This window comes from Haloflavibacter putidus (assembly GCF_006546625.1).
GTDB classification, from domain to species: domain Bacteria; phylum Bacteroidota; class Bacteroidia; order Flavobacteriales; family Flavobacteriaceae; genus Mesonia; species Mesonia putida.
The window spans coordinates 388,024-411,157 of the sequence record NZ_VIAR01000001.1 but is presented as its reverse complement, the minus strand read 5'-3'; the positions used below and the strand labels follow the sequence as shown (position 1 = coordinate 411,157).

19 protein-coding genes are annotated in these 23,134 nt (G+C 34.8%); 3 read left to right on the top strand and 16 right to left on the bottom strand.

The window, feature by feature from the left end:
- Positions 1-2: 2 nt before the first annotated feature.
- Genes rfbA through FKR84_RS01815 form a run of 6 tightly spaced genes read right to left on the bottom strand, consistent with a single transcriptional unit; the run spans position 3 to position 6,914 of the window.
- Positions 3-851 carry a glucose-1-phosphate thymidylyltransferase RfbA gene (rfbA, locus tag FKR84_RS01840; RefSeq protein ID WP_141420477.1) on the bottom strand — a complete coding sequence of 283 codons (849 nt, stop codon included), beginning with the start codon at positions 849-851 and terminating at the stop codon, positions 3-5.
- 1 nt (position 852) lies between these two features.
- Positions 853-1,863, bottom strand: a complete 1,011-nt coding sequence (gene rfbB / locus FKR84_RS01835) for a dTDP-glucose 4,6-dehydratase (protein ID WP_141420476.1) — start codon at positions 1,861-1,863, stop codon at positions 853-855.
- A 4-nt stretch (positions 1,864-1,867) separates the two neighbouring features.
- Positions 1,868-2,848 (bottom strand): hypothetical protein, encoded by a 981-nt coding sequence (locus FKR84_RS01830; protein WP_141420475.1) that lies wholly within the window; start codon positions 2,846-2,848, stop codon positions 1,868-1,870.
- Positions 2,838-4,526, bottom strand: coding sequence for a DUF6909 family protein (locus tag FKR84_RS01825; RefSeq protein ID WP_141420474.1), 1,689 nt, complete (start codon positions 4,524-4,526; stop codon positions 2,838-2,840). The genes FKR84_RS01830 and FKR84_RS01825 overlap by 11 nt, the downstream gene beginning before the upstream one ends.
- Positions 4,527-4,542: 16 nt before the next feature.
- Positions 4,543-6,036, bottom strand: coding sequence for a GH3 family domain-containing protein (locus tag FKR84_RS01820; RefSeq protein WP_141420473.1), 1,494 nt, complete (start codon positions 6,034-6,036; stop codon positions 4,543-4,545).
- A gap of 2 nt (positions 6,037-6,038) precedes the next feature.
- Positions 6,039-6,914: a M23 family metallopeptidase gene (locus FKR84_RS01815; RefSeq protein ID WP_141420472.1), complete on the bottom strand. Its 876-nt coding sequence runs from the start codon at positions 6,912-6,914 to the stop codon at positions 6,039-6,041.
- A gap of 118 nt (positions 6,915-7,032) precedes the next feature.
- Here FKR84_RS01815 and FKR84_RS01810 point away from each other — a divergent pair, with 118 nt between their 5' ends.
- Positions 7,033-7,227: a twin-arginine translocase TatA/TatE family subunit gene (locus FKR84_RS01810; protein WP_233357630.1), complete on the top strand. Its 195-nt coding sequence runs from the start codon at positions 7,033-7,035 to the stop codon at positions 7,225-7,227.
- Positions 7,228-7,423: 196 nt separating this feature from the next.
- Here the strand turns inward: FKR84_RS01810 and FKR84_RS01805 are convergent, their stop codons facing one another.
- From FKR84_RS01805 to FKR84_RS01795, 3 genes are read right to left on the bottom strand one after another with little or no spacing between them, the layout of a single operon-like run.
- Positions 7,424-8,398, bottom strand: a complete 975-nt coding sequence (locus FKR84_RS01805; protein ID WP_141420470.1) for a DUF4837 family protein — start codon at positions 8,396-8,398, stop codon at positions 7,424-7,426.
- A 23-nt stretch (positions 8,399-8,421) separates the two neighbouring features.
- Positions 8,422-10,008 (bottom strand): lytic transglycosylase domain-containing protein, encoded by a 1,587-nt coding sequence (locus tag FKR84_RS01800; RefSeq protein ID WP_141420469.1) that lies wholly within the window; start codon positions 10,006-10,008, stop codon positions 8,422-8,424.
- Positions 10,009-10,035: 27 nt separating this feature from the next.
- Entirely contained in the window at positions 10,036-11,220 is a 1,185-nt protein-coding gene (locus FKR84_RS01795) for a phosphoglycerate kinase (protein ID WP_141420468.1), read from the bottom strand.
- A gap of 83 nt (positions 11,221-11,303) precedes the next feature.
- On the opposite strand from FKR84_RS01795, the gene FKR84_RS01790 reads away from it, so the two are divergent.
- Positions 11,304-12,461: a DNA polymerase III subunit gene (locus tag FKR84_RS01790; RefSeq protein ID WP_141420467.1), complete on the top strand. Its 1,158-nt coding sequence runs from the start codon at positions 11,304-11,306 to the stop codon at positions 12,459-12,461.
- Positions 12,462-12,505: 44 nt separating this feature from the next.
- On the opposite strand, the gene FKR84_RS01785 is transcribed toward FKR84_RS01790, so the two are convergent.
- The 7 genes from FKR84_RS01785 to FKR84_RS01755 form a co-directional block, all read right to left on the bottom strand.
- Positions 12,506-13,045 carry an OmpH family outer membrane protein gene (locus tag FKR84_RS01785; protein ID WP_141420466.1) on the bottom strand — a complete coding sequence of 180 codons (540 nt, stop codon included), beginning with the start codon at positions 13,043-13,045 and terminating at the stop codon, positions 12,506-12,508.
- Positions 13,046-13,245: 200 nt separating this feature from the next.
- Positions 13,246-14,100 carry a class I SAM-dependent methyltransferase gene (locus tag FKR84_RS01780; protein WP_233357629.1) on the bottom strand — a complete coding sequence of 285 codons (855 nt, stop codon included), beginning with the start codon at positions 14,098-14,100 and terminating at the stop codon, positions 13,246-13,248.
- Between the two features lies 1 nt (position 14,101).
- Positions 14,102-14,638 (bottom strand): hypothetical protein, encoded by a 537-nt coding sequence (locus tag FKR84_RS01775; RefSeq protein ID WP_141420464.1) that lies wholly within the window; start codon positions 14,636-14,638, stop codon positions 14,102-14,104.
- 36 nt (positions 14,639-14,674) lie between these two features.
- Entirely contained in the window at positions 14,675-16,546 is a 1,872-nt protein-coding gene (gene mnmG, locus FKR84_RS01770) for a tRNA uridine-5-carboxymethylaminomethyl(34) synthesis enzyme MnmG (protein WP_141420463.1), read from the bottom strand.
- 7 nt (positions 16,547-16,553) lie between these two features.
- Positions 16,554-16,979: an rRNA maturation RNase YbeY gene (gene ybeY, locus FKR84_RS01765; RefSeq protein ID WP_141420462.1), complete on the bottom strand. Its 426-nt coding sequence runs from the start codon at positions 16,977-16,979 to the stop codon at positions 16,554-16,556.
- On the bottom strand, positions 16,979-20,395 hold the full coding sequence (locus tag FKR84_RS01760; protein ID WP_141420461.1) for a hypothetical protein: 3,417 nt from the start codon (positions 20,393-20,395) through the stop codon (positions 16,979-16,981). Before FKR84_RS01760 ends, ybeY begins: the two co-directional genes overlap by 1 nt.
- Positions 20,396-20,568: 173 nt before the next feature.
- Positions 20,569-21,294 carry a methyltransferase domain-containing protein gene (locus FKR84_RS01755; protein WP_141420460.1) on the bottom strand — a complete coding sequence of 242 codons (726 nt, stop codon included), beginning with the start codon at positions 21,292-21,294 and terminating at the stop codon, positions 20,569-20,571.
- A 123-nt stretch (positions 21,295-21,417) separates the two neighbouring features.
- Here FKR84_RS01755 and gltX point away from each other — a divergent pair, with 123 nt between their 5' ends.
- Entirely contained in the window at positions 21,418-22,938 is a 1,521-nt protein-coding gene (gene gltX / locus FKR84_RS01750; protein ID WP_394348473.1) for a glutamate--tRNA ligase, read from the top strand.
- Positions 22,939-23,134 lie beyond the last annotated feature (196 nt).

Here is a 23,134-nt window from a genome sequence, read left to right as displayed (position 1 = left end):
AATTAGCGGATGTTTTTGGCATAACCACTTTTGGTTAATGGTTTTAACAAGGCATTTAATTCTTGGGCGTTTATATAACCCATTTCAAAAGCTACTTCTTCTATGGCGCCAACTTTTAAGCCTTGGCGTTCTTCTATTACCTGCACAAAATTAGAAGCCTGCATAAGCGATTTAAACGTACCGGTGTCTAACCAAGCGGTGCCTTTATCTAAAATACTTACGTTTAATTTTCCTTTTTTAAGATAGGCATTGTTGATATCTGTAATTTCTAACTCGCCGCGGTCACTGGGTTTGATATTTTTTGCAATTTCTACTACATCGTTATCGTAAAAATAAATTCCGGGCACGGCATAATTAGATTTTGGCTCTTTTGGCTTTTCTTCTATAGAAATAGCAGTTCCGTCTTTATCAAATTCTACCACGCCATAACGTTTTGGGTCTTGTACGTGATAAGCATAAATAATACCACCGTCCGGATTTATATTGCTTTGTAACAGTTTATTTAAACCAGTACCGTAAAAAATATTATCGCCTAAAATAAGCGCTACTTTTTCGTCTCCTATAAAATCTTCGCCAATTATAAAAGCTTCGGCCAAGCCATTAGGATCTTCTTGTACCGCATATTGAAAATCACAGCCCAGGTTTTTACCATCGCCTAGCAATTCTTTAAATAGCGGTAAGTCTTTTGGGGTAGAAATGATAAGAATTTCTCTAATTCCGGCAGACATTAAAGTAGATAAAGGATAATAAATCATGGGTTTGTCGTAAACCGGCATTAACTGTTTGCTAACCGATAGGGTTAACGGGTGTAAACGGGTTCCTGAACCTCCTGCTAAAATAATTCCTTTCATATTATTTATATTTATTTAAATACCAAGCCACGGTTTTTCGTATGCCGGTTTCAAACGTTTCATCTGCTTTCCAACCTAACTCCTTTTCTAACTTAGAAGCGTCTATGGCATATCTAAAATCGTGTCCCGGACGGTCTTTTACAAAACTAATCAAGTCTTTGTGGGATTGCTTGTTTTTTCGCGGATTTATCTCGTCTAAAATTTCACAAATTGTAGTGGCAATGTAAAGATTTTCTCTTTCGTTCTTGCCGCCAATATTATAGGTTTCACCAAGTTTTCCTTTTTCCAAAACTCTATAAATACCTTTACAATGATCTGTTACGTAAAGCCAATCTCTAATGTTTTTACCATCGCCATAAATGGGAATTTCTTCTTCATTTAAAGCTTTTCTAATTATAACCGGTATCAACTTTTCGTCATGTTGGTGCGGGCCGTAATTATTAGAACAATTGGTAGTAACAACCGGCAAACCATAGGTATGAAAATAACTGCGCACCAACATATCTGAAGCTGCTTTAGAAGCACTGTACGGACTGTTGGGAGCGTAAGGTGTTTTTTCTGTAAACAAACCATTTTTTCCTAGCGTACCGTAAACCTCATCTGTAGAAACGTGTAAAAAACGTGCATTTTCAAAACTTTTGGTAAACCGAAAAGGTTCTTCCATCCATAATTTATAAGCGGTTTGCAATAAATTAAAAGTTCCGTCTATATTGGTTTTTATAAAAGCAGAGGGATCTAAGATAGAATTATCTACGTGCGACTCTGCCGCAAAATGTACCACTTCCTGAAATTGGTATTTATCAAAAAGCTCTTTTAACAGTTCTATATCGCAAATATCTCCTTCTACAAAGGTATAATTGGGATGCTTAGGATTCTCTATATTGTTTTTATCGCCGGCATAGGTAAGTTTGTCTAAATTTACAATTTGCACCGGTTTATTGGTTTGCAAAAGATAATTTATATAATTAGAACCTATAAATCCGGCCCCACCGGTAACTAAAATTGTTTTCATAAAATTAATTTTTTAATGCTCGTGCTTTACGGAAAACTATTTGTAATAAGATAAAAACAAAGAACAACAGTATTAATACAAATGGAATAATTACAATGTAGTTACTAGAAATACCTTTGTTCTCTAACTCTTTAGGAGAGCCTATTTTTATGATATTCAAAAAGTTTGAATACATAGAGCGGTCTTGTATCAAATTTCTGTTTTCTCGCTGTAGGGTTAATCTATTGGCCAAAACCTCTCCAAGATCTAAAGAATTGTCAGCGTTATAATATTGAAGTTGTTGGTATGCTCCGGGTGTCTCTTTTAAGCTTTTGGTATAGCCACCAACCAAACTGTCTATTCTACGAATCATTAATTTATTCTCTGTAATACGGCTTTCAATATTGGCTAAATAATCTTTATGGAAAGCTTGATAGTACTCGTTATCCCGTAAATATTCTATAATATGTTTTAATATTTTTTGAGAAGCCGCATCTGTAGGATGGTATAAAATTAGATTATGCTTTTCAAAACTGGTAGCAATTACCTTTCTTTGGCTTTCTTGGTCCAGCAGTTCACTTTCCCTAATAAGGTCGTAAAAATTTTGCTGCTCATTGGTTGTGTTATCCAGAGAAACAACTGGTTTTACTTCTAAAGAAAATCCGTCAAAATTTTCTACTTGTAGCTTATCTAAAAAAGCTTGATTTTGCTTTTTAAATTTAAAATTAACTTCGTTTACCGCGCCGTATAAATATTCTGCACTACCAAAACCTGTAGCCACTACTGCTTCGGTTTTATAGATTTCTTTTGTATTTTTTTCTAGAAAATAACCAATAACTGCTCCTATAACAATTAGAATAATTAGCAGTAGTGCATTTTTCAGTAAAAAATTAATAAAATGCAACAAGGTATTTCCAAGATTGTTGAAACCGTTTCTTAAATACCGAAACAAATCTCCAAGATCTATTTCTTCTTCCTGTTTTTGAGTGGACTTATTATTTTCCATTTCTTTCTAAAAAAATTTGTTCTAATATTTTCTCGGTTATCAAATAAGTAGGTTTTACACCTGCCGTACCCAAACCTCCCGAGGCCAAAGTACTACCGGTTTCTAAAGGATTATCACTAGCATAATATGCGTAACGTACTTTTACGTCTTTTTTAATATTGCCACGCAATTTAGAAGCTGCCTGAATGGCTTTTTGATAATGCGCTCCTTCCATTTCCAAACCTATAACATTCCACGTAGATTCATGAAAGAACCGTAAAATATCTTTGTTTTGCAAAGAAGTTCCTAAAACGGTAATCATAGCACCGCTGCAGATATCTATTCCTTGGCCGTCTAAATCTTCTTTCTTTAATTCGTTTTCAAACGGATAATTATCTGCCGTACCTTCAAATAAATGTGCGTTAGGAATCATAATGTCGCCTTTTTTTCCTTCTAAAATACCAGCTTTTCCCATTATAGAAATTGAGCCAACATCAAGATGAATTTTCTTATTTCCTGTCTCAAAAGGTTTTAAAAGCTCATCAATCGTTTCGTAAGCTTGCTCGCCAAAAGCGTAATCCATCACCACAATTACCGGCGCATTTTCTACTTTGGTTTGAAAACGGTTTTCCGGATAATTTGTTTTGGCTGTATCAAAAATTTGTACGTTTATATTGGTGCCACTTTTATCTTCTAAATAAATCATGCCGTTATCTAAAGCAGCTTTTGTAAGCTTGTTGCGCAAATTACCGTTGGCGGAATTGCTCAAGGCTTCGTAAATACTGTTTAACGGTTTTTCTTTTAATTCTTCTTTTAAGGCTAAAGGTGCAAAAAGCGTGTTCATAACGCTGTGCATATTGGCACTAATAATATGTATTTCTCTATTAAGAAGACCGTTTTCTGCCAGTTTTTCTTTTATGTGGTTGGCCCAAATTTCGCCGTGAAGGTGATGCCCTAAACGCTCGCGCAATACCGGACTAAAAGTAACAATGCGTTTGTTGTTATTTACCACTTCATCTATAGCTAACCTACCCAAATTATAAATAATTTCTAAAAACCTATCGTTATTACCGGGTACACTAAATAAGGGATAGATACCGGTTACTTGATCAAAAGTACGCCCCAAAATATTCGCGGTATGTGTTAATGCAACTTCTCGTTCTGCTTGACTTAATTCTTTTTGATTTACGGCCGCTTCTAACTTTTTCCAATCTCTGGTAACGTTGCCTTTTTCATTAATCATTACCCGACGCATAATTTTATGCGATTCTATAAACAAAAACGTAAAATGGGTAAGTATATCGTAAATTTCAGATCTTCCGCGGGTTACCTCAATATTCATCTGCTCTTGGTCTATACGGTAACAATTGCGTCTTCTCTTTGAAGGAATAATTGGTTTAAAATGCGAGTTGCCGTAACCTTCATCACTGGTAAGGTTGATAAACCTGCATTCTTCTATACCAATTGGTAAACGGTCTATTACGTACAACAAACCGCTTAATTCCATTTTATCTTCGCCTACAGAACCATATATTTCTGGTCTTAAGGTTAATAAAGCTTCGCGCAGGGTTTCTCCCGAAACGCCCATAGGTTTGTAAAAACCGCGGTTAAATAAGTGCCGCATAGTTATGTACAGCCTTTCTATTGCATTAGAGCTTTCTTGCGCTCTGTTTCTGCCTTGTTGTTTTATATTACTCATAAAAACTATAAAATTGTTATACTTTCCAATTTTTTAATTGGTTGGCTATTTTTCTGTCGTTAGATAAGCGGGGTAATTTATTTTGACCGCCCAGTTTTCCTACAGATTTCATATATTTTTGAAAACCATTGGCTTCTATTTTTGTTATTACCAAAGGTTTTAAAATCTTACCGGAAATCAAATCTGCGTAATATGAATTCTGTTCGCATAAAACTTTATCTAACTTCCGGGCAAATATATCTATATTATTGGGTTCTGTATCAAATTCTATAAACCATTCGTGGTAGGGCAAACCCTTTTCCGGATTGGTTTGTGGTGCCACGCTAAACTCGTTGATTTTTACTTTTAATTCCGCGGAAGCTTCTTGCATGGCAAATTCTACTTCTTTAGCAATAACGTGCTCTCCAAAAGCAGAGGTAAAATGTTTAATACGCCCAGAAACTATTACCCGGTAAGGTTTTGTGCTGGTAAATTGCACGGTATCGCCAAGGTTGTAAGCCCAAAGGCCGGCATTGGTAGAAATTATCATTACATAATTTACATTGGTTTCTACCTCGCCAATTGTATAGCGTTTGGGATTTTTGTCATAAAATTCATCGGCTTTTATAAACTCATAAAAAATCCCGGCATTTAAACGCAACAACATGCCTTTTTGATCTTGTTTGTCCTGAAATGCAAAAAAGCCTTCGGAAGCCGGAAAAAGTTCTATACTTGGAATTTTTTTGCCTATTATGCTTTCAAACTTTTCGCGGTAAGGTTCAAAATTTACACCGCCGTAGATAAATAGATTAAAGTTAGGAAAAACCTCTTTTATCTTCTTTCCGGTCTTTTTCTTTATTTCTTCAAAATACATTTGCACCCAAGAAGGTATACCGCTAATAACCGTCATATCTTGCGGTAAGGTTTCTTTTATAATGGCTTGTACTTTTTCTTCCCAGTCTTCTATACAATTGGTCTCCCAACTTGGCAAACGGTTTTTTTGTAAATATGGTGGTACAAAATGCGCTACAATACCGGACAGCCTTCCTGTTTTTATACCGTTTTTTTCTTGCAATTGCGGATTGCCTTGTAAAAAAATCATTTTCCCTTTTACAAAATCTGTTTTTCCGGTTTCTGCAATATAATTTAAAATAGCATTTCTGGCTCCGCTTATGTGCGTTGGCATAGAAGCTTTGGTTAACGGAATAAATTTAGAGCCGCTGGTTGTACCAGCAGTTTTGGCAAAATATAAAGGCTTGCCCGGCCATAAAACATTTTCTTCTGCCGCTACAACTCTGTTTATATAAGGTTTTAAAGCTTCGTAATCGCGTACGGGCACATTGTTTACAAAATCTTGGTGCTCGTGTATTTTATCAAATTTATGGTCTTTGCCAAAAGCAGTTCTACGCGCGGTTTTTACCAATTGTTTAAAAACTTTTTCTTGGGTAATTACCGGATTAGAAGCCCACTTTTTTTGTTGGGCTTTAATTATTTTTGCAAATATTTTGGCGGCAAGTGTTTTTACAGACATACTTATTTTTCAAATTCTAAAAAATCTGTTGGATTTACCGGATACCCGTCGCTCCACAACTCAAAATGTAAATGCGGACCGGTGGTAAACTCTCCGGTAGAACCAACCATTGCTATTACTTCTCCTGCTTTTACCAACTCTCCTTGTTCTTTTGTTAAAGAAGCGTTGTGTTTATACACCGAAATCAAACCATAACTGTGTTCTAAAATAATTACATAACCGGTTTCGGTGGTCCACTCAGAAAAAATTACCGTGCCATCTGCTGTAGCTTTTACGGGCGTATTGATTTTGGTGGTTATATCTACGGCATAATGTTTTTCTGCAGCGTTGTATTCTTGCGATATTTTTCCTTTTACCGGGGCAAACAATTTAAACTCTGTTTTTGCTACGGCTTCTTCAAAAACGTTGTATTTGTCTTCTTGCTCCACTTGATGCCGCAAAATAGAATCTGCCGCAGAAGCGCTTAAATCTATATGCTTGGGCAAACTTTGGTTCCTTAATTCTTCTATAGAATCTTCAGAAGGTATTTCTCCCGGACTTACTTCTCCCGTTAATACTTTTCTAATAGAGTTATAGTATTGGTTTTGCTTATGAATAACTTGTTGTAAAGAATCTGTTTTGTAAACCAAATTGGTAGCTTTTACACGTAATGCCGCAGAAGAATAGCCGGGAATATATTCACGCAACGGGGTAAAAGCAATTAGCAAAATAGTAAGCGCAATTAAAATTATTACCGAAAGCCCAACACTAACAAACACATTTAAACGGGTTAACTTAAAAGCAAACCGCTCTTCAAAAGTGTCTTCATTTAAAATTACCAAACGGTATTTATGCAGTAATTTCTTGGTTAACTTCTTTTTGGGCTTTTTTTTCTGCATTGCTAAATTTTACTCTACAAATATAGGATATTCTATAATTGTGAACGATTTATGCTTGGTATTACCTACAAATTAAATTTTAATTAGTAATTTTGTAGCTATAATAAACTTAGAAATTATGACTTTAGGAATATTTTTAGTCGTTGGGGTGTGGCAATACGTAATTATTGGTGTTGTTATTTTACTTTTGTTTGGAGGTAAAAAAATACCCGAATTAATGAAAGGTCTTGGTAGCGGGATTAAAGAATTTAAAGACGCTTCTAAAGACGATGATAACAACGGAGAACAAAAAGTGAAAGAGAATAAAAATTAGTTTTTTTATATAATAAAATGTAATTCTTAATAATTTGTTAGTTAAGGAATAAAAAAAGCTGAATAGTGATTAAATCATTATTCAGCTTTTTTTAGTTATTTTTTTTGGCTTTACGGAAAGATTAAAAGATGTAAAAAAGTATATAGACATTTCTTCTATCCGAGTTTCTTCCGTAAAGGAAAAGCGAATAGTTATTTTATTCTAATCGTGCAGATTTTAAAATAGATTCCAGTTCAAACATATGATCACGTTTGCTGGCAGAAGGTCTAAAGATAAAACCTTCTAAAACTAGATATCTATTGTTTTTTTCGTCCTTAATGGCATAATTTATAAATGGTCCCGCCATAAATGCGTCTTTTACATCCCAAGTGCCTTTGGTTTCGTAAGCAAAATGTCCGTCTACTTTAGACTCAAACAAATACGGGGCGTAAGCATCTTCTGTTTTTAAGTAACTGCCTTTGTTGGGACCGGGAATATACTTCTGCCCAATAGAGTCGCGCATTTTTATAATATTGGCAATAACGTTGGTATCTTTATCTATAACCTGCATAGGAATTTCGTAAATCAACATTTCCATACTGCCGTTAGGAATGTCTTTTCGTATCCAAACAAAATCTTCTTGTTTTTTTGCATAACGGTAAGCCGAAGGAAAACGTAAGGAAACGCCTAAATTTTCTTCTAAATAAGCATCACTCTCCAAAGATTTTGAAATTCTTCTTTGTTGCTCGTAAATTTCGGTTTGCTTTAAGGCTTTAATTATTTTCTGGTTGTTGTCTTTAAAAAGCGAGATAATCGTATCTGAAGTAGGACCTGCAATATATATTCCTGTTTGAGGTTTGGCAAAGGTATCTTTGGTAATTCTAAAAGAAGCTTGCTTGCGTTTTTCTATTTTAAGGAAAGTTCTATTGGTTTTTACAAAACCTTTAAAAGCTTTAGACGGTATATGGCTAATGGTAAACAAAGGTTCTTGCTGGGGTAAACCTTCTACGGGGCTGGCCAGGGTATCGCGTAAAGCTTCGCCTACTTTACCTTGCCACAAATCATTATCGGTTATTACCGTTAAATGGTTAATACGCCCGGTGCTAGTAGATAAAACAATTTCATTTTTTTCGCCGTTTTTACAGGCAAATAGACTTAAGAACACTCCCAACAATAACAGTGTTTTTTTCATAATAACAGGTTTAGAATAGATAATTACCCGTCAGATACTTTTAGCTTCATTCCGGGTTTTAGCTTATGCCCGCGAATATCATTCCATTTTTGAATATTTTGAACCGTAATACCAGGAAATTTTTTAGAAATGCTCCAGAGGGAGTCACCGCTTTTTACCGTATATATTTTTTGGTCTATAGCAGTTTTCTTTTTCTTTTCTGTTTTAGAAGCGGTTACAGCAACATTTGTAGCTGGCTTACGCGGATAAATAGTGAGATATTGCCCAACTCTAATGTTGTTGCCGCGCAGATTATTCCACCGGCGAATTTTACTTACGCCAACACCATAACGCTCGGCTATTTTTCCTAAATAATCGCCACTTCGAACACGATATCTAATTTTTGCATCTGCTTCTACATAACGCGGCAAACTTTCTTTTTCTTCTTCTAGTTTTTCTTCTACAAAATTGTAAATCACATCTTCGTTAGCCACAAAAACGCCGGTTTCTTTTAAAGGTAAACGTATGGCGTAGTCTTTTCCTTTTATAAAAGGAATAATACCCAGTTTATAACTCGGGTTTAAAAACGAAAGCAATTCTTTATCTATACCGGTTACTTTACTAATTTGCTCAAACTTTAATAATTGTTTTACCTTAATAGTGTCTGTTTCGTAATAAGTAACTTCTGGCTTGTAGGGCTCAAAACCGTGTTCTTTAGAAAATTCAAAAATGTACATTGTTGCCAAAAATGCCGGTACATAACCTGCAGTTTCACGTGGTAAAAAACGTCTCATTTCCCAATAGTTTGTATTGCCACCACTACGTCTTATGGCTTTAGAAACGTTTCCGGGACCAGAGTTATAAGAGGCTAAAGCCAAATCCCAGTCGTTAAACATTCCGTAAAGTCTTTTTAAATATTGTGCTGCTGCTTCTGTAGATTTTAACGGATCCATGCGCTCGTCTACATAACTGCTCACATTTAAATCGTGCATTTTGCCGGTAGCAAACATAAATTGCCATAAACCGGTAGCGCCAACACGCGATTTTGCACGCGGATTTAAGGCCGACTCTACAATTGCCAAATATTTCATTTCTAACGGAATGTGGTACTTGTCTAATTTTTGCTCAAACATAGGAAAGTAGTAGGCGCTTAAAGCCATTAACCGTTCCATAGATTCACGATCGCGTTTTAGGTAATAATGAATAACGCTTTCTAAAGAAGTATTATAACTAATATTAAACGGGGTTTTGGCATCTAACATTGCCAAACGTTTTTTTAAGGTATCTGTAGGAACGTGCTTTATAATTTCATCTTCGGTTTCCAGCTCTTCACTCTTGGCTATTTTACTGATAGCTTTGCGCATTTTGGGATACAAATCAGAATTTATAAGTTCTTTTATCCATAAAGAATCTATTACGGCAGTTTTTTTATAATCTTTTAAAGCAAAAACAACCGAGTCTTTTAAAATCTCAGGAATTGGCGAAATAGTAGTATAATCTGGTATTAACAAATCTGTACTATCCGGATTTGCCGTTTGCGCAGCGGTTTCTTTAATAGGTTGTTCTTTTAGTTCTTTCTGACCAAAAACAACTATTGGTAAAAAGAAAAGAATAAAAAGTACGTTTCGCATAATTTATAAAAGGGGTTTTTTGTATTTCTAATTTTCTAGAGCTGCAATGCCGGGTAAAGATTTGCCTTCTAACATTTCTAACATAGCGCCGCCGCCGGTAGAAACATAACTAACGCGATTTTCTAAACCAAATTGTTTTACGGCTGCAACGCTATCTCCGCCACCAACAAGAGAAAATGTACCGTTTTTGGTTGCCGCGGCAATAGCTTCGCCTATTTTTATCGTGCCTTCTGCAAATTTTTCCATTTCAAAAACACCCATTGGGCCGTTCCACAATATAATTTGAGAAGCCTTTATTATTTCCGTAAAGTTTGCAACACTTTTTGTGCCAATATCCAATCCCATCCAGCCATTTTCTATTGCATCTACCGGCATTGTTTTGGTATTGGCATTTTTATCAAACTTATCTGCTACCACGCTGTCTACGGGTAAATGCACTTCTACATTTCGCTTTTTAGCTAGTTTTAAAATATCTAAGGCCAAATTGAGTTTATCTTCTTCTACCAAAGAATCACCAATCTCTCCGCCTTGCGCTTTTATAAAAGTAAAAGTCATACCACCACCAATTATAAGATGGTCTATTTTTTCTAAAATATTTTCTATCACCGTAATTTTAGAAGAAACTTTTGCGCCACCCAAAATTGCAGTTACCGGTTTTTCTTTTGCATTTAAAACCTTATCCAAATTATTAATTTCTTTTTCTAATAACCTGCCGGCACGCTTGTTTTCGAAATATTTGGCAATAACGGCAGTAGAAGCGTGAGCGCGATGTGCGGTACCAAAAGCGTCGTTTACATAAATATCGCCATGTTTGGCCAATTGCTGTGCAAAATCTTCGTTACCTTCTTTCTCTTCTTGATAAAAACGCAGGTTTTCTAATAAAAGTATTTCGCCATTCTCCAATTTTTCTGATGCTGCAAAAGCTTCGTCACTCACACAATCGTCGACAAATTTAACTTGCACACCCAAAATCTCAGAAACTTTAGAAGTAATATGTTTTAAAGAAAATTTTTCTTCTTTACCAACCGGTCTTCCCAGATGCGACATTAAAACAACTGCGCCACCATCTTCTAAAATCTTGGTTATGCTAGGTTTTGCAGCTTCTATTCTGGTGGTATCGGTAACTTCAAAATTTTCGTTTAGTGGGACGTTAAAGTCTACGCGAATTAAAGCTTTTTTATTACTGAAATTATAATTGTCTAAGGTTTTCATTGGTTTCGAATTTTTCCAAATTTAAAGAATTATTGCTTTTCTAGGGCTTCAAAATAAATTAAAAATGGCTAATTTAGCCGAATATGTTGTTTTCGGAAATTTTAGGTTTAGAACATCTTAAAAATCACCTTTGCGGAAGTGCCGACAGGGGTCGTATACCGCATGCGCAGCTTTTTGTAGGTAAGTCTGGCAGCGGAACTTTGCCCATGGCTATAGCTTATGCGCAATATATTTTATGCAGTAATACCAACTCTGAAAATACTACCGGAAAAGAAGCTTGTAACCTAAAGTTTAAAAAATTGGCGCATCCAGATTTGCATTTTGCCTTTCCGGTGGCCTCTACTGCAAAAATACAAACCAAACCGGTATCCAGTTATTTTTTGGAAGAATGGCGTAATTTTGTAAAAGAAAATCCATACGGAAATTTATTTGATTGGTACCAAGCGGTTGGTATAGAAAGAAAGCAAGGTAACATTAGCGTACACGAAGCACAAGATATTGTAAAATCTTTGTCGTTAAAAGCTTATGAAGGCGGTTATAAAGTAATGCTTATTTGGGGAGCAGACAAACTAAATATGGAAGCCTCTAATAAACTGCTTAAACTTATAGAAGAACCACCTACAAAAACCGTTTTTTTATTAATTAGCGATAATGAACAGCAAATTTTACAAACCATCCGCTCGCGGTGTCAGGTAATTCATTTTCCGCCTCTAGGCGAAAAAGTAATAGAAGAAGCGCTTATCAACTTTAAACAAGTAAACCAAAAAGAAGCTAAAAAAATTGCACACCAGGCGCAAGGAAATTATAGAAATGCTTTGCATATTTTAGAAAAAGACGAAACGGATGCGCAATTTGAAAAATGGTTTATAAACTGGGTACGCACTGCTTTTAGAGCAAAAGGAAATAAAACCGCTATTAACGCATTACTAAATTGGAGCGAAGAAATTTCTAAAGAAAATCGTGAAGTGCAAAAACGTTTTTTATATTATTGCTTAGACTTTTTTAGACAAGCACTTTTGCAAAACTATACGGTAGGCAAATTGGTTTATTTAGAACCTAATGAGAAAAAATTTCAATTAGAGAAATTTGCACCTTTTGTGCATGGCGGTAATATTATAGAGATAGTAGCGCAGCTTGAAGAAGCCATTTATCATATAGAACGCAATACCAATTCTAAAATGGTACTTACAGATTTGTCTATAAAGCTAACCCGTTTATTGCATAGAAAAGAAACAGCTTAGCATATTTCCGTAAAGAAAAATACGCTAAGCTGCACGACTAGAAATTACTCTTTAACATCTTCTGCTTTGTCTGTTTTATTATCTTCTTTATTTAAAGCTTTTAAAACGTCATCTGTGATGTCTTTGCCTTCTTTGGCATACATAATATTGGCGGTTTCGTTAGAGCCAAAAATATAAGTGTAATTATGCTCTTTGCCGTAGTCTACCACAAAATCTTTTACAGTGTCTATTAACGAGTCTATCACCGCATCACTTTCTTGACGCAATCTATTACTTTGTCTTTGCTGTTGCTGCTGCAAGACTTGCTGTTTTTGCATCAATTCTTGCTCTCTTTTCTGTCTGTCTTGCATAGACATGCTTTCTGCTTGTTGTTGGTATTCTTGCACTTCTAGCTGAAAAACCTTGGCTACAGAATCTAATTCGGTTTTGAGCTTTTCCATTTTTTTATTAAACCTACTTTCAGTAGATTTCATTTCTTTATATTCTTTTATCAGCTCTGTATTATCTACATAGGCGGTTTTTTCTGTTTCATTACAAGAAACTAATAATGCAACTGCCGCAATACTTAAAATTAATTTTTTCATGATTGATTTTTATTTGTACGCAAAAATAAGCATCCTAAATCAAAAATCTTATTTTAAAATAGAATAAATATTTTCTATTAATTTAATTATATTTATAGTTAAATATTATTAAAAATGACGGTGTATTTTTCGATTATAGATAATTTCTTTAAAATTAAGGCATAAATAGACCTAGACGCTACAATAATGCTTTAAATAACCTAATTTGGCTTATTTTTTAAAATATAAATTAAAGATGAATAATTACCGGACTTTTTTGCCTTCAAATTACTTTGTAATCCAATTTGAAAAGCTTTTATAAAATTATTAGACTTATTTTTATACTTTTCGGAAAGTAGACTAACATAAAAAGAATCAAAGGGTAAAGCTTCTGTTTGCACCAATTCTAAATCAAACTTAGAAAATAAGTTTTTTATGCCTGCAGGCGAAAAATGCCAAAGATGTCTAGGCACATCGTAAGCTGCCCAAAATTCCTTATAATATTCTGCATCGTAACTTTTAAAATTAGGAACGGCAACTATTAAACTCCCGTCGTCTTGCAGCAGTTTTTTTATATTTTCTATTTGCTCTTCCAAATTTGGTAAATGCTCTAAAACGTGCCATAAAGTAATTACTGCAAACTTGCTCTTTACATCTTCCAAAGAATTATTTAAAAACACTCCTTTTTCTTTAGCTAAACTCCGTGCCTTTTGGTTAGGCTCTACTCCATTTATTTGCCAATTGTTTTCTTTTGCCAAAGCTAAAAAATCACCGGTTCCTGCACCAATATCTAGTAGCGATTTTTCGCGTTTATTTTGTTTTGTTAATAAACGCAACTTTTTCTTCAGCATAAATCGCTTTACCATTTGATAAATTTTATCGGTAAAACTTTTAGAAGAATCGGTGTGCGAAATATAGGCTTCGCTCTTATAATAATCTGCTAGTTTTTCTCCGGAAGGCTGCGGTTGGGTAATTAGAATACTTTTATCATCATTATAATAAAGATCAAAATTTTCTTGCGATACACTAAAATCTTTACAAGTAAAAGCAATGGTAGAAGGTTGAAGTAATTTCATATTAATAGCTGAAAATTTTTCGGAATTCATGCAGGCGCAGAAGAACCATTCGTTTTTCTAAACTTTTCCCTTTTAGAAGATCTTCGCCATTTTCTCCCATAACCCGAATGTATAAATACTGGTGTTTATTTTGTCTTTCCTTCCGTTCATCATCTTTTGCATCCTGAATTGCTTTCCTCCGTTTTTGCTCATGGGTTTTGCTATCGCGATTCTCTTTGGCATCTAAAATACCTTCCAACAAATTAAAATGCTTGTCATAATCATAAACCGGACTTATATCTACGCGTAATTCTTTTCCTTCCACCAAACTGGTGGTTGTAAAGTAGTACGGATTTTGTGTTTCGGTTAAAACAAAAAAGTCTTCGATTAGTCTGGTTTTTTGAGCAAAAGAGCCATTGTATTCAAAAATATACGTATTTAAAGCATCTTGATTTTTCTGATTTTCTACAATTTTATAGGTAGGTATCTCGGGAGCCCTATGTACATAAAAACAGGACTGCAAGCACAAAAGAACAACTAAGAAAACTACTTTCTTCATTTTTACAGTATTTGTTCCACGTGGAACAATTTACTTTTAACGTCCCATATAAACCAATAAAACAGAAATATCACTAGGACTAACACCGCTAACACGTGAAGCTTGCGAAACCGTTTTAGGTTGAATTTTATTTAACTTCTCACGGGCTTCCATAGACATAGACTGAATATTGAAATAATCAAAATTTACCGGGATTTTCAAATTTTCCAGTCTGTTTAATTTGTCGGCGTTATTTTTCTCCTTTTCGATATAACCCGAATACTTCACTTGAATTTCAGCCTGCTCCAAAATTTCATTATCCAAATCGTTTTCACGAATATACTCCTCTACTTTACGGAAATTACGTACGTCAGATAAATCTAATTGCGGTCGTGCAAAAATTTTGAACATTTTACCGCTTTGTTTTACAGGAGCAGATTTATTTGCTTCTAAAACCGGATTAGCTTCTTCTGGACTAACGCTGGTTTCCTTAAAGAACTCAACGAACTTATTGGCTTGTTCTTTCTTGTATTGCATTCTTCGCAAGCGCTTCTCGGAAGCCAATCCTATCTTATAGGATTTTTCCGTTAAACGGAAATCTGCATTATCCTGTCTTAAAAGCGTACGATACTCTGCTCGCGACGTAAACATTCTATACGGCTCTTCTGTACCTTTTGTAATAAGATCGTCTATTAAAACGCCTATATATGCTTCATTTCTACTCAAAACAAAGCTTTCTTCTTTTTTAACTTGCAGAGCTGCATTAATTCCCGCCATTAGCCCTTGACAGGCTGCTTCTTCGTATCCGGTAGTGCCATTTATTTGTCCGGCAAAAAACAAACCTTTAACCAGTTTTGTTTCTAAGGTGTGCGTTAACTGGGTTGGCGGAAAATAATCATATTCTATCGCATAACCAGGTCTAAAAAATTTTACGTTTTCAAAACCTTTTACAGATTTTAAAGCTGCAAACTGAATATCTTCCGGTAAGGAAGTAGAAAATCCGTTAACGTAATATTCTACTGTACTCCAACCTTCCGGTTCTACAAATAACTGATGTCTATCTTTATCTGCAAACCTATTAATTTTATCTTCTATACTAGGGCAATATCGCGGACCAACACTTTCAATTCTTCCATTAAACATTGGAGAACGATCAAAACCATCTTTTAAAATTTCATGTACTTCCGGAGAAGTGTAACTCATATGGCAAGAACGCTGTTCTGTAAGCGGTTTTGTAATATCTAAATAAGAAAATTTAGCCGGTACATCGTCGCCGGGTTGTTCTATCATTTTAGAAAAATCTAAACTTCTTCCGTCTACCCGCGGCGGCGTTCCGGTTTTCATTCTTCCGGCCTCAAAGCCTAAATCTATCAAATCTGCAGTGATTCCGGTTGCGGCGCGCTCGCCACTTCTTCCTCCGCCAAAATTTTTATCTCCAATATGAATTAATCCGTTAAGGAAAGTACCATTTGTTAGAATTACCGTTTTAGCTTTAATCTCTAAACCTAATGAAGTTTTTACTCCTTTAATTTGATTATTTTCAACCAAAATGCCGGCAACCATTTCTTGATAGAAATCAAGATTTTCGGTATTCTCTAACATTAAGCGCCAATCTTCTGCAAAACGCATTCTATCACTTTGCACCCGCGGACTCCACATTGCCGGACCTTTTGATTTGTTGAGCATTTTAAACTGAATAGCACTAGTATCTGAAACGATACCGCTATAACCGCCCAACGCATCAATTTCGCGAACAATTTGCCCTTTTGCAATACCTCCCATAGCCGGATTACACGACATTTGAGCGATATTTTGCAAATTCATAGTTATTAGAAGTGTTTTGCTTCCCATATTAGCTGCGGCAGCGGCTGCCTCGCTTCCTGCGTGTCCGCCTCCTACAACAATTACATCATATTCCTTTTCAAACATAAACTTTCTATTCGGATTGTTCCACGTGGAACAATTTAATTTTTTCGTCTTCTTTATTGCGCATTATTTCTTTATCGGGAGCGCTTTTATCTTTGTAACCCATTAGGTGTAAAATGCCGTGCGCCATTACTCGACGCAGCTCTTCATCAAAAGTCACACCAAAATCTTGTGCATTTTCTTTTATCCGTTCTGTACTGATAAAAATATCGCCGTTTAATAAACTACCCTCAACATAATCAAAACTAATAATATCTGTATAGGTATCGTGGTTTAAATAATTTTTGTTGATGGTAAGTAAATAAGCATCGTCACAAAATATATAGTTTAATTCGCCGGTAACAAAGTCTTCTGACTTTGCCACCCCTTCTAACCAATTGCGATACTTTTCTGCGTGCGTCAACCGAAAAGCATTTTCACTAAAAAAATTAATCATTAATTTGTTTTAAAATAGTCTTGCACAATTATTTTATAATTTTCGCGCAAAGGTAAGCTTTGACGATTTAAAATTTCAGTAGTATTAAAATATTCTTTAGCCTTTTTTAACTGCTCGTTTAAGGTGTTTTGATACTGTTTCTGATTGGTTTCAGCTTTTCTTCTATTTTCTTTGCCCTGTTCTATATTGGCTTCTTTTAACTTTAGTAATTGATGCTCTAAATTCTGCATTCTTTTTTGGGTTTCAGAATTAAAACCATCTTCTAACAATTTATTCTCAATAAAATCCATTTTTCTAGCAAGACGTTTAGCATTTTTCCCTAAACCTTCTTTGCGTATCATATCTTCTAATTGCATACGCAGCATTTGTTGTTCTTGGAAAATTTGATACAAGCGTTTACTTTGCTCTTCACCATTATCTCCTTGCTGACCTTGCCCCTTACCTTGACCTTGCTGTTTTCCCTGTTGGCTTCCTTGTTGTTTGCCTTCTTGTCCACCAGAATCTTTGCCTTTGCCCTTTTTCTTTCCTTTTTCGCCCTTTCCTTCCTGCATACCTTGCTTCATTTGCTCACTTAATTCGCCTTGTTTTTTGATTATATCCGGTAACTGAAAACCTTTTCCCGGACTATTACCGGATTGTCCGGGTTTAGAATTTCCTTGTCCGGGACTGTTCGCTTGCATTTGCGCATTCATTTGGTCCAAAGATTCATTAAGCATATTAGCCAATTCGTTCGCGCCGGTTAAAGCGTATTGCTGATTAGAAACTCCTTTTCTTATTTCGTTTTGGGCTAGTCTGTCTAAAGCTTTATCCATATTAAATTCAACATCCACAATTTTTTCGGTAATCTTATCAGAGATTATTGGGTTCCGTAAAGCCAAAGCGTATAAACTATCGTCTATAAATTCAAAATTTTCTCGTAAAAGATTTTGCTTGCGTAATTGTTTACCAAAGTCTGGATTGCGGTTATTAATGGTCTTAAAAACTTCCATTAAATCTTCTTGTTCAAAAGAAAAAATAAGCAAATTTTTTAAAATCTGTCGTAACATTTTGGCGTCTTCGGCCTGTTGTTCCATACCGCCCTGCATCATCATTTGTTGCATTTTGGCACTCATTTGTTGCATCTTTTTTGCAGCGTTTTTTTGTTTTTGCTTGGCTTTTTGAGAAGATGGCGATTCTTTTTGTTTTTCTTGCGCGTCTTGCTCTTCTTGTTCGGCTTTTTCTAAGTTTTCTGTAGCCTCTTCTTGATCTTCTTTTACAGATTCTTCTTTGTCCTTATCGCGCGATATATCCATTGGTTTTTTTAATGCCTCATTTTCCTTTTGTAAACTGTCTAATTCCTTTTGGATTTCCTCAAATTCTTTATTTAAATTCTTTTGCTTTTCCGCAGTGTTTTCCTGCTTTTCTTGCTTAGATTGTTGCGACTGTTTTTTAGCCAATTCTTCTAAATCTGAGGCTATTTTCTCAGCTTTTTGTTCTACATAGTAACGCTTGGTCAATTCTAACAGCTGCTCTAGATTCTTTTGTTGATTTTCATTTTTTTTAGAAAGTTGCTCTAATTTTTGGTTAAGCTGCTCTTTGTTAAGCTTTTCTTGGTACTTTTCTATTTCTTCCAGCAACTTCTCTTTCTCTTTTAGCTTTTTTTGGGTTCGTTCTAAACGTTCTTGAAGTTCTTCGTTAAAGGCATCGGGTTTTTCTTTTCGCGCTTCCTTTAAATTCTTTTTCATTTGCTTGGCATATTCCTGCATCATTTTTTCTTGTTGCTTTTGTCGCTGCAGAAAAGATTCTAGCTTTTTCCTGTCATTATAACTAAGTTGTTTTTTTTCTTTTTGCAACTTATCTAAGTCTTTAAACTCTTCTCTACTCTCGCGCATTTTAGACATGGATTTATCCATACCTTTAATCATTTTTTCTTGCTGATTTAATTGCTCGTCGCGCTTTTCATTTTCGGTTAGTTTTCGGTAATTGAAAACGGTAGAATTGGTAGCTTTAAAACCATTAATACGGTCGTTGTCCAGCAACCTAAAAAACAATTGATAATCTTTGCCTGCGTCTACTTCCAAGGCATTGGGAAAAGCATAAACAAATTGATCTATAGTAGCTTTATTTATAGCAATACTGGCAGTTTTTCTATTATTAGTTTCTTTTGTGGGATAGTAAATTACCTGCAAACTTTGCAAACCGTGATCATCGCTCAATTTGCCTTTAAAGTATAATTTATCTGCGTTTAAGCTATCCCGTTTCATCTCTACTTCAATTTCCGGAAATTGATCTTTGACAACTTTTAATTGATAGTTGAGACGTTCGTAATTTTCTAAAGCCTTATTAGATGTCGTAATTTCATAAGGAAAGTTGGACAATATTTGCTTTTCCAATTTAAATTCCGGTTGGTTTTGCTCAAATTGTAAGATGGTGTCGGCATAAAATAACTTTACGAAATTGGTTGCAGCCGTGCGCAATTGCCAATTGACCTTTGTACCTTCGGGAATGGTTGCATTTCCGGTTCCTTTTAAAGTTTCGTTAGATTTCCCTAAATAATCCGGGTAATCTAAATACATTTCAAAGTCTATTAATCGCGGAATTTCGGTTACCTCCAAATTGTATTGCGGAGAGCGAACGCCGTTGGCTTCCAAATAAAAGGAAACATCTTCCTCTAAACCAATAAAATTATAAGCAAAGTATTGATTATTAAATTTTTGCAAATAGTAAGTATCTTGATTAAAAACAATTTTTACATCTTCCGGTTGTATTTTACCTAAGGTTTGCACCTTTAGCTCAAAATTTTGATTTTGATTAACCTTTAAATCTTCGTTTAGAATAAAAAACTTTAATGGCGCAGGAGGTTGGTAGGCTTGCTTATAATTAACAACACGCGTATAACTGTCCGAAAATAGTGCTTGATTGCCTGAAATATAAACTGCCAAAATTACCAATAACGGAATAGAGGCATATTTTAAAAATTTTAGGTTGGTGCGAAAATCAATTGATTTCTGGAAAGGGATTGGTTTTAACTCTTCTGCTTTTTGCTCTATGCTTGCCAATAACAGTTCTGATTGGTTAGTTTTTTCAGAGGTTTTAAGCTGTAAAACATTAAGAAGTTTATCATTAACTTCAGGAAAGTGTTTTCCGATTATTTTGGAAGCTTCAAAATAATTAATTCCCTTAGCAAGTTTAAATAATTTTGTTACCGGATATAAAATAAAACGTGCAAAAAGTGCAATTTCCACTCCTACAAATAACCAGAATAGAACCCTTCTTGCACTACTTTGTAGCCAAAAGAAATACTCAAAAGAAACGGTAAACAAAAAATAAAGTAAGCCAATTGCAAAAAATAGAATTACACCTTTGATTAATTCGTTTACATAAAAACGTCTAATAAAAACTTCTAATTTCTGAATAATTTGCCCGTAATTAGTCATATTCTCTTGAATTTTCTTTCACCTTTAAAAGTACAATAAAAAAATTTAGAGTAAGCTTACCTAAAATGGTTTAACTTTCTAGGTAAATCAAATATCCTCCCAGTTTTATATTCGAGATTTGAATAATTTATACTAATCCATTTTTAAAAATATGACAAGCGACTACCCTAAATTTACTCCGGTTTTTTAAGTATAACGTGAGCGTAGCTTGTTAGGAAGGAAATAGGGTTTTTAACTAAGTAGTTCGTTTTACGCTTTTCTAAAAGATGTAAAAAAGGGAGTTTTTTTCTATAATAACCATGGCCAAAATAGCCAACAAACTCAAGGACTTCATATCCAAGTGAGTGAAATTTTTGAATATATTTTTTAGAAGGCCCTCTACTCCAACTATAATGCGCAGGAAATTTCTCGTGTTGTTGACGATCGCGCGGATTAAATATATCTAGCAATTTATTGGAAAGTTTTTCTGGGAAAATTCTGTTAACCAAAAATGGCAAAGCATACAAAGTAGAAAAACAATGAGCAGTTACTCCTCCCGGTTCAAGTAGTTCAAAAATATTTTCATAATATTGTTTGCCACTTCCTATATGCTCATTTACCATTCGACTAAATATTAAATCATATTTTTTTGAATGATTTTTAATCTCTTGAGTATTACATAAATCTGCCTCCCATGTAGCAAATATCTTCGGCGCTTTTTTTAATTCTTCCGCAGATAAATCATTAGTGGTATAATTTATCCCCAAAGACAATACTGTATCAGAATCGAGTGTAGGATTAGCTCCTGAACCAATTTCCAATACATTCTTGATTTGATAAGAAGTAATTAAAGTACTTAAAAATTGGGGCGCTAGTTCCCAACCGGGAAACGCTGCTTTATTCCGAAACTCGATTAGCATAGTAAGGTATCAACTCATTGGTAATACAAAAATACAATATTATACTTTACCTTCAATATATCTTTTTTGCATCACTAGAATATTCGCAAACATTCATTGTATATTTGTTAAAAATTAGAAATTATGCAAGCAGTTAGAGTACGTTTTGCCCCTAGCCCAACCGGGCCATTACATATTGGTGGTTTACGCACCGCCCTTTTTAATTATTTATTTGCAAAACACCACGACGGCCAGTTTATTTTAAGAATAGAAGATACAGATGCCAGTCGTTATGTAGAAGGAGCAGAAAAATATATTAAAAACGCTTTAGCTTGGGCTAATATTCCCTATGATGAAGGCCCGGAGCAAGAAGGCAAATACGGGCCATATCGTCAAAGTGACCGGAAAGAAATCTATGCAAAATATGCCGATAAACTTTTAGAAAGCGGCCACGCTTATTATGCTTTTGATACTGCCCAAGAATTAAATTTGCAACGCGTTAATTATGAAGCAGAAAAGAAAACCTTTATTTATAATTGGCATAACCGCAAACAGCTTTCTAACTCTATTGCATTATCGCAACAAGAAGTACACGAAAAATTGCGCAATGGCGAGCCGTATGTGATTAGGTTTAAAACTCCCGAAAAAGAAACCTTGCATATGACCGATGAAATTCGTGGAGAAATACAAATTGATACCAGTACTTTAGACGATAAAGTACTTTTTAAAAGCGATGGCATGCCCACTTACCATCTAGCCAATATTGTAGACGATCATTTAATGCAAATTTCGCATGTAATTCGCGGAGAGGAATGGTTACCTTCTATGGCTTTACACGTTTTACTCTATAAAGCTTTTGGTTGGGAAGCGCCAAAATTTGCGCATTTGCCGCTTATCTTAAAACCAACCGGAAAAGGAAAGTTGAGCAAAAGAGACGGCGATAAAATGGGCTTTCCGGTATTTCCGTTAGAATGGAAAAATCCGGAAACCGGCGATGTTGCCAGTGGCTATCGCGAAGAAGGTTATTTGCCAGAAGCGGTAATAAATATGCTGGCGTTTTTAGGTTGGAACGAAGGAGAAGGTTCGGAAAAAGAAATTTATTCATTACCGGAATTAGTAGAAGCTTTTAGCTTAGCACACGTTTCTAAATCTGGTTCTAAATTTGATCCAGAGAAAACAAAATGGTTTCAACACTATTATTTACAGCAAGAAGACAATAAAAAATTGGCAACCCAATATTTTCAAATTTTAGAAGAGAAAGGTGTAAAAACTACTATAGATTATGTTACCGAAGTAGTAAAAACCATTAAAGAACGTGCCGAATTTGTTAGCGATTTCTGGAGTTTAAGCTCTTTTTATTTTGAAGCTCCAAAAGATTTTGATTCCAAGGCAGCCAAAAAAGCCTGGAAAGAAAATACTACCACAATAATGGTACAAGTTAAAGAGCAATTACAAAAAATAGAAGATTTCTCACAAGATAGCCTATCAAATAATTTAAAACCTTGGATAAAAGAACAAGGTATTGGTTTTGGAAAAGTTATGCAACCTTTACGCCTAACGCTTGTTGGCGAGATGAAAGGCCCAGACTTGTTTCATATAATGGCTTCTATTGGAAAAGAAGAAACCTTAAAGCGAATAGATTATGCTATTAATTATTTTGATTAGAAAAAATTTATTCATTTGACAGAATTTAAAACCGTTTTTATATAAAAGCGGTTTTTTTATTGCTTTACGCGGAATGGAAGTTCGTAAAAAAGAGCTTTTAAAATTCTTTTATTGCATTTGTTTACGGAAGGAATCTTGCTCGAATAAGGTTTTAAAAACTCTTTAAACACTTTATAAAGCAAAAATATTTGCGCTT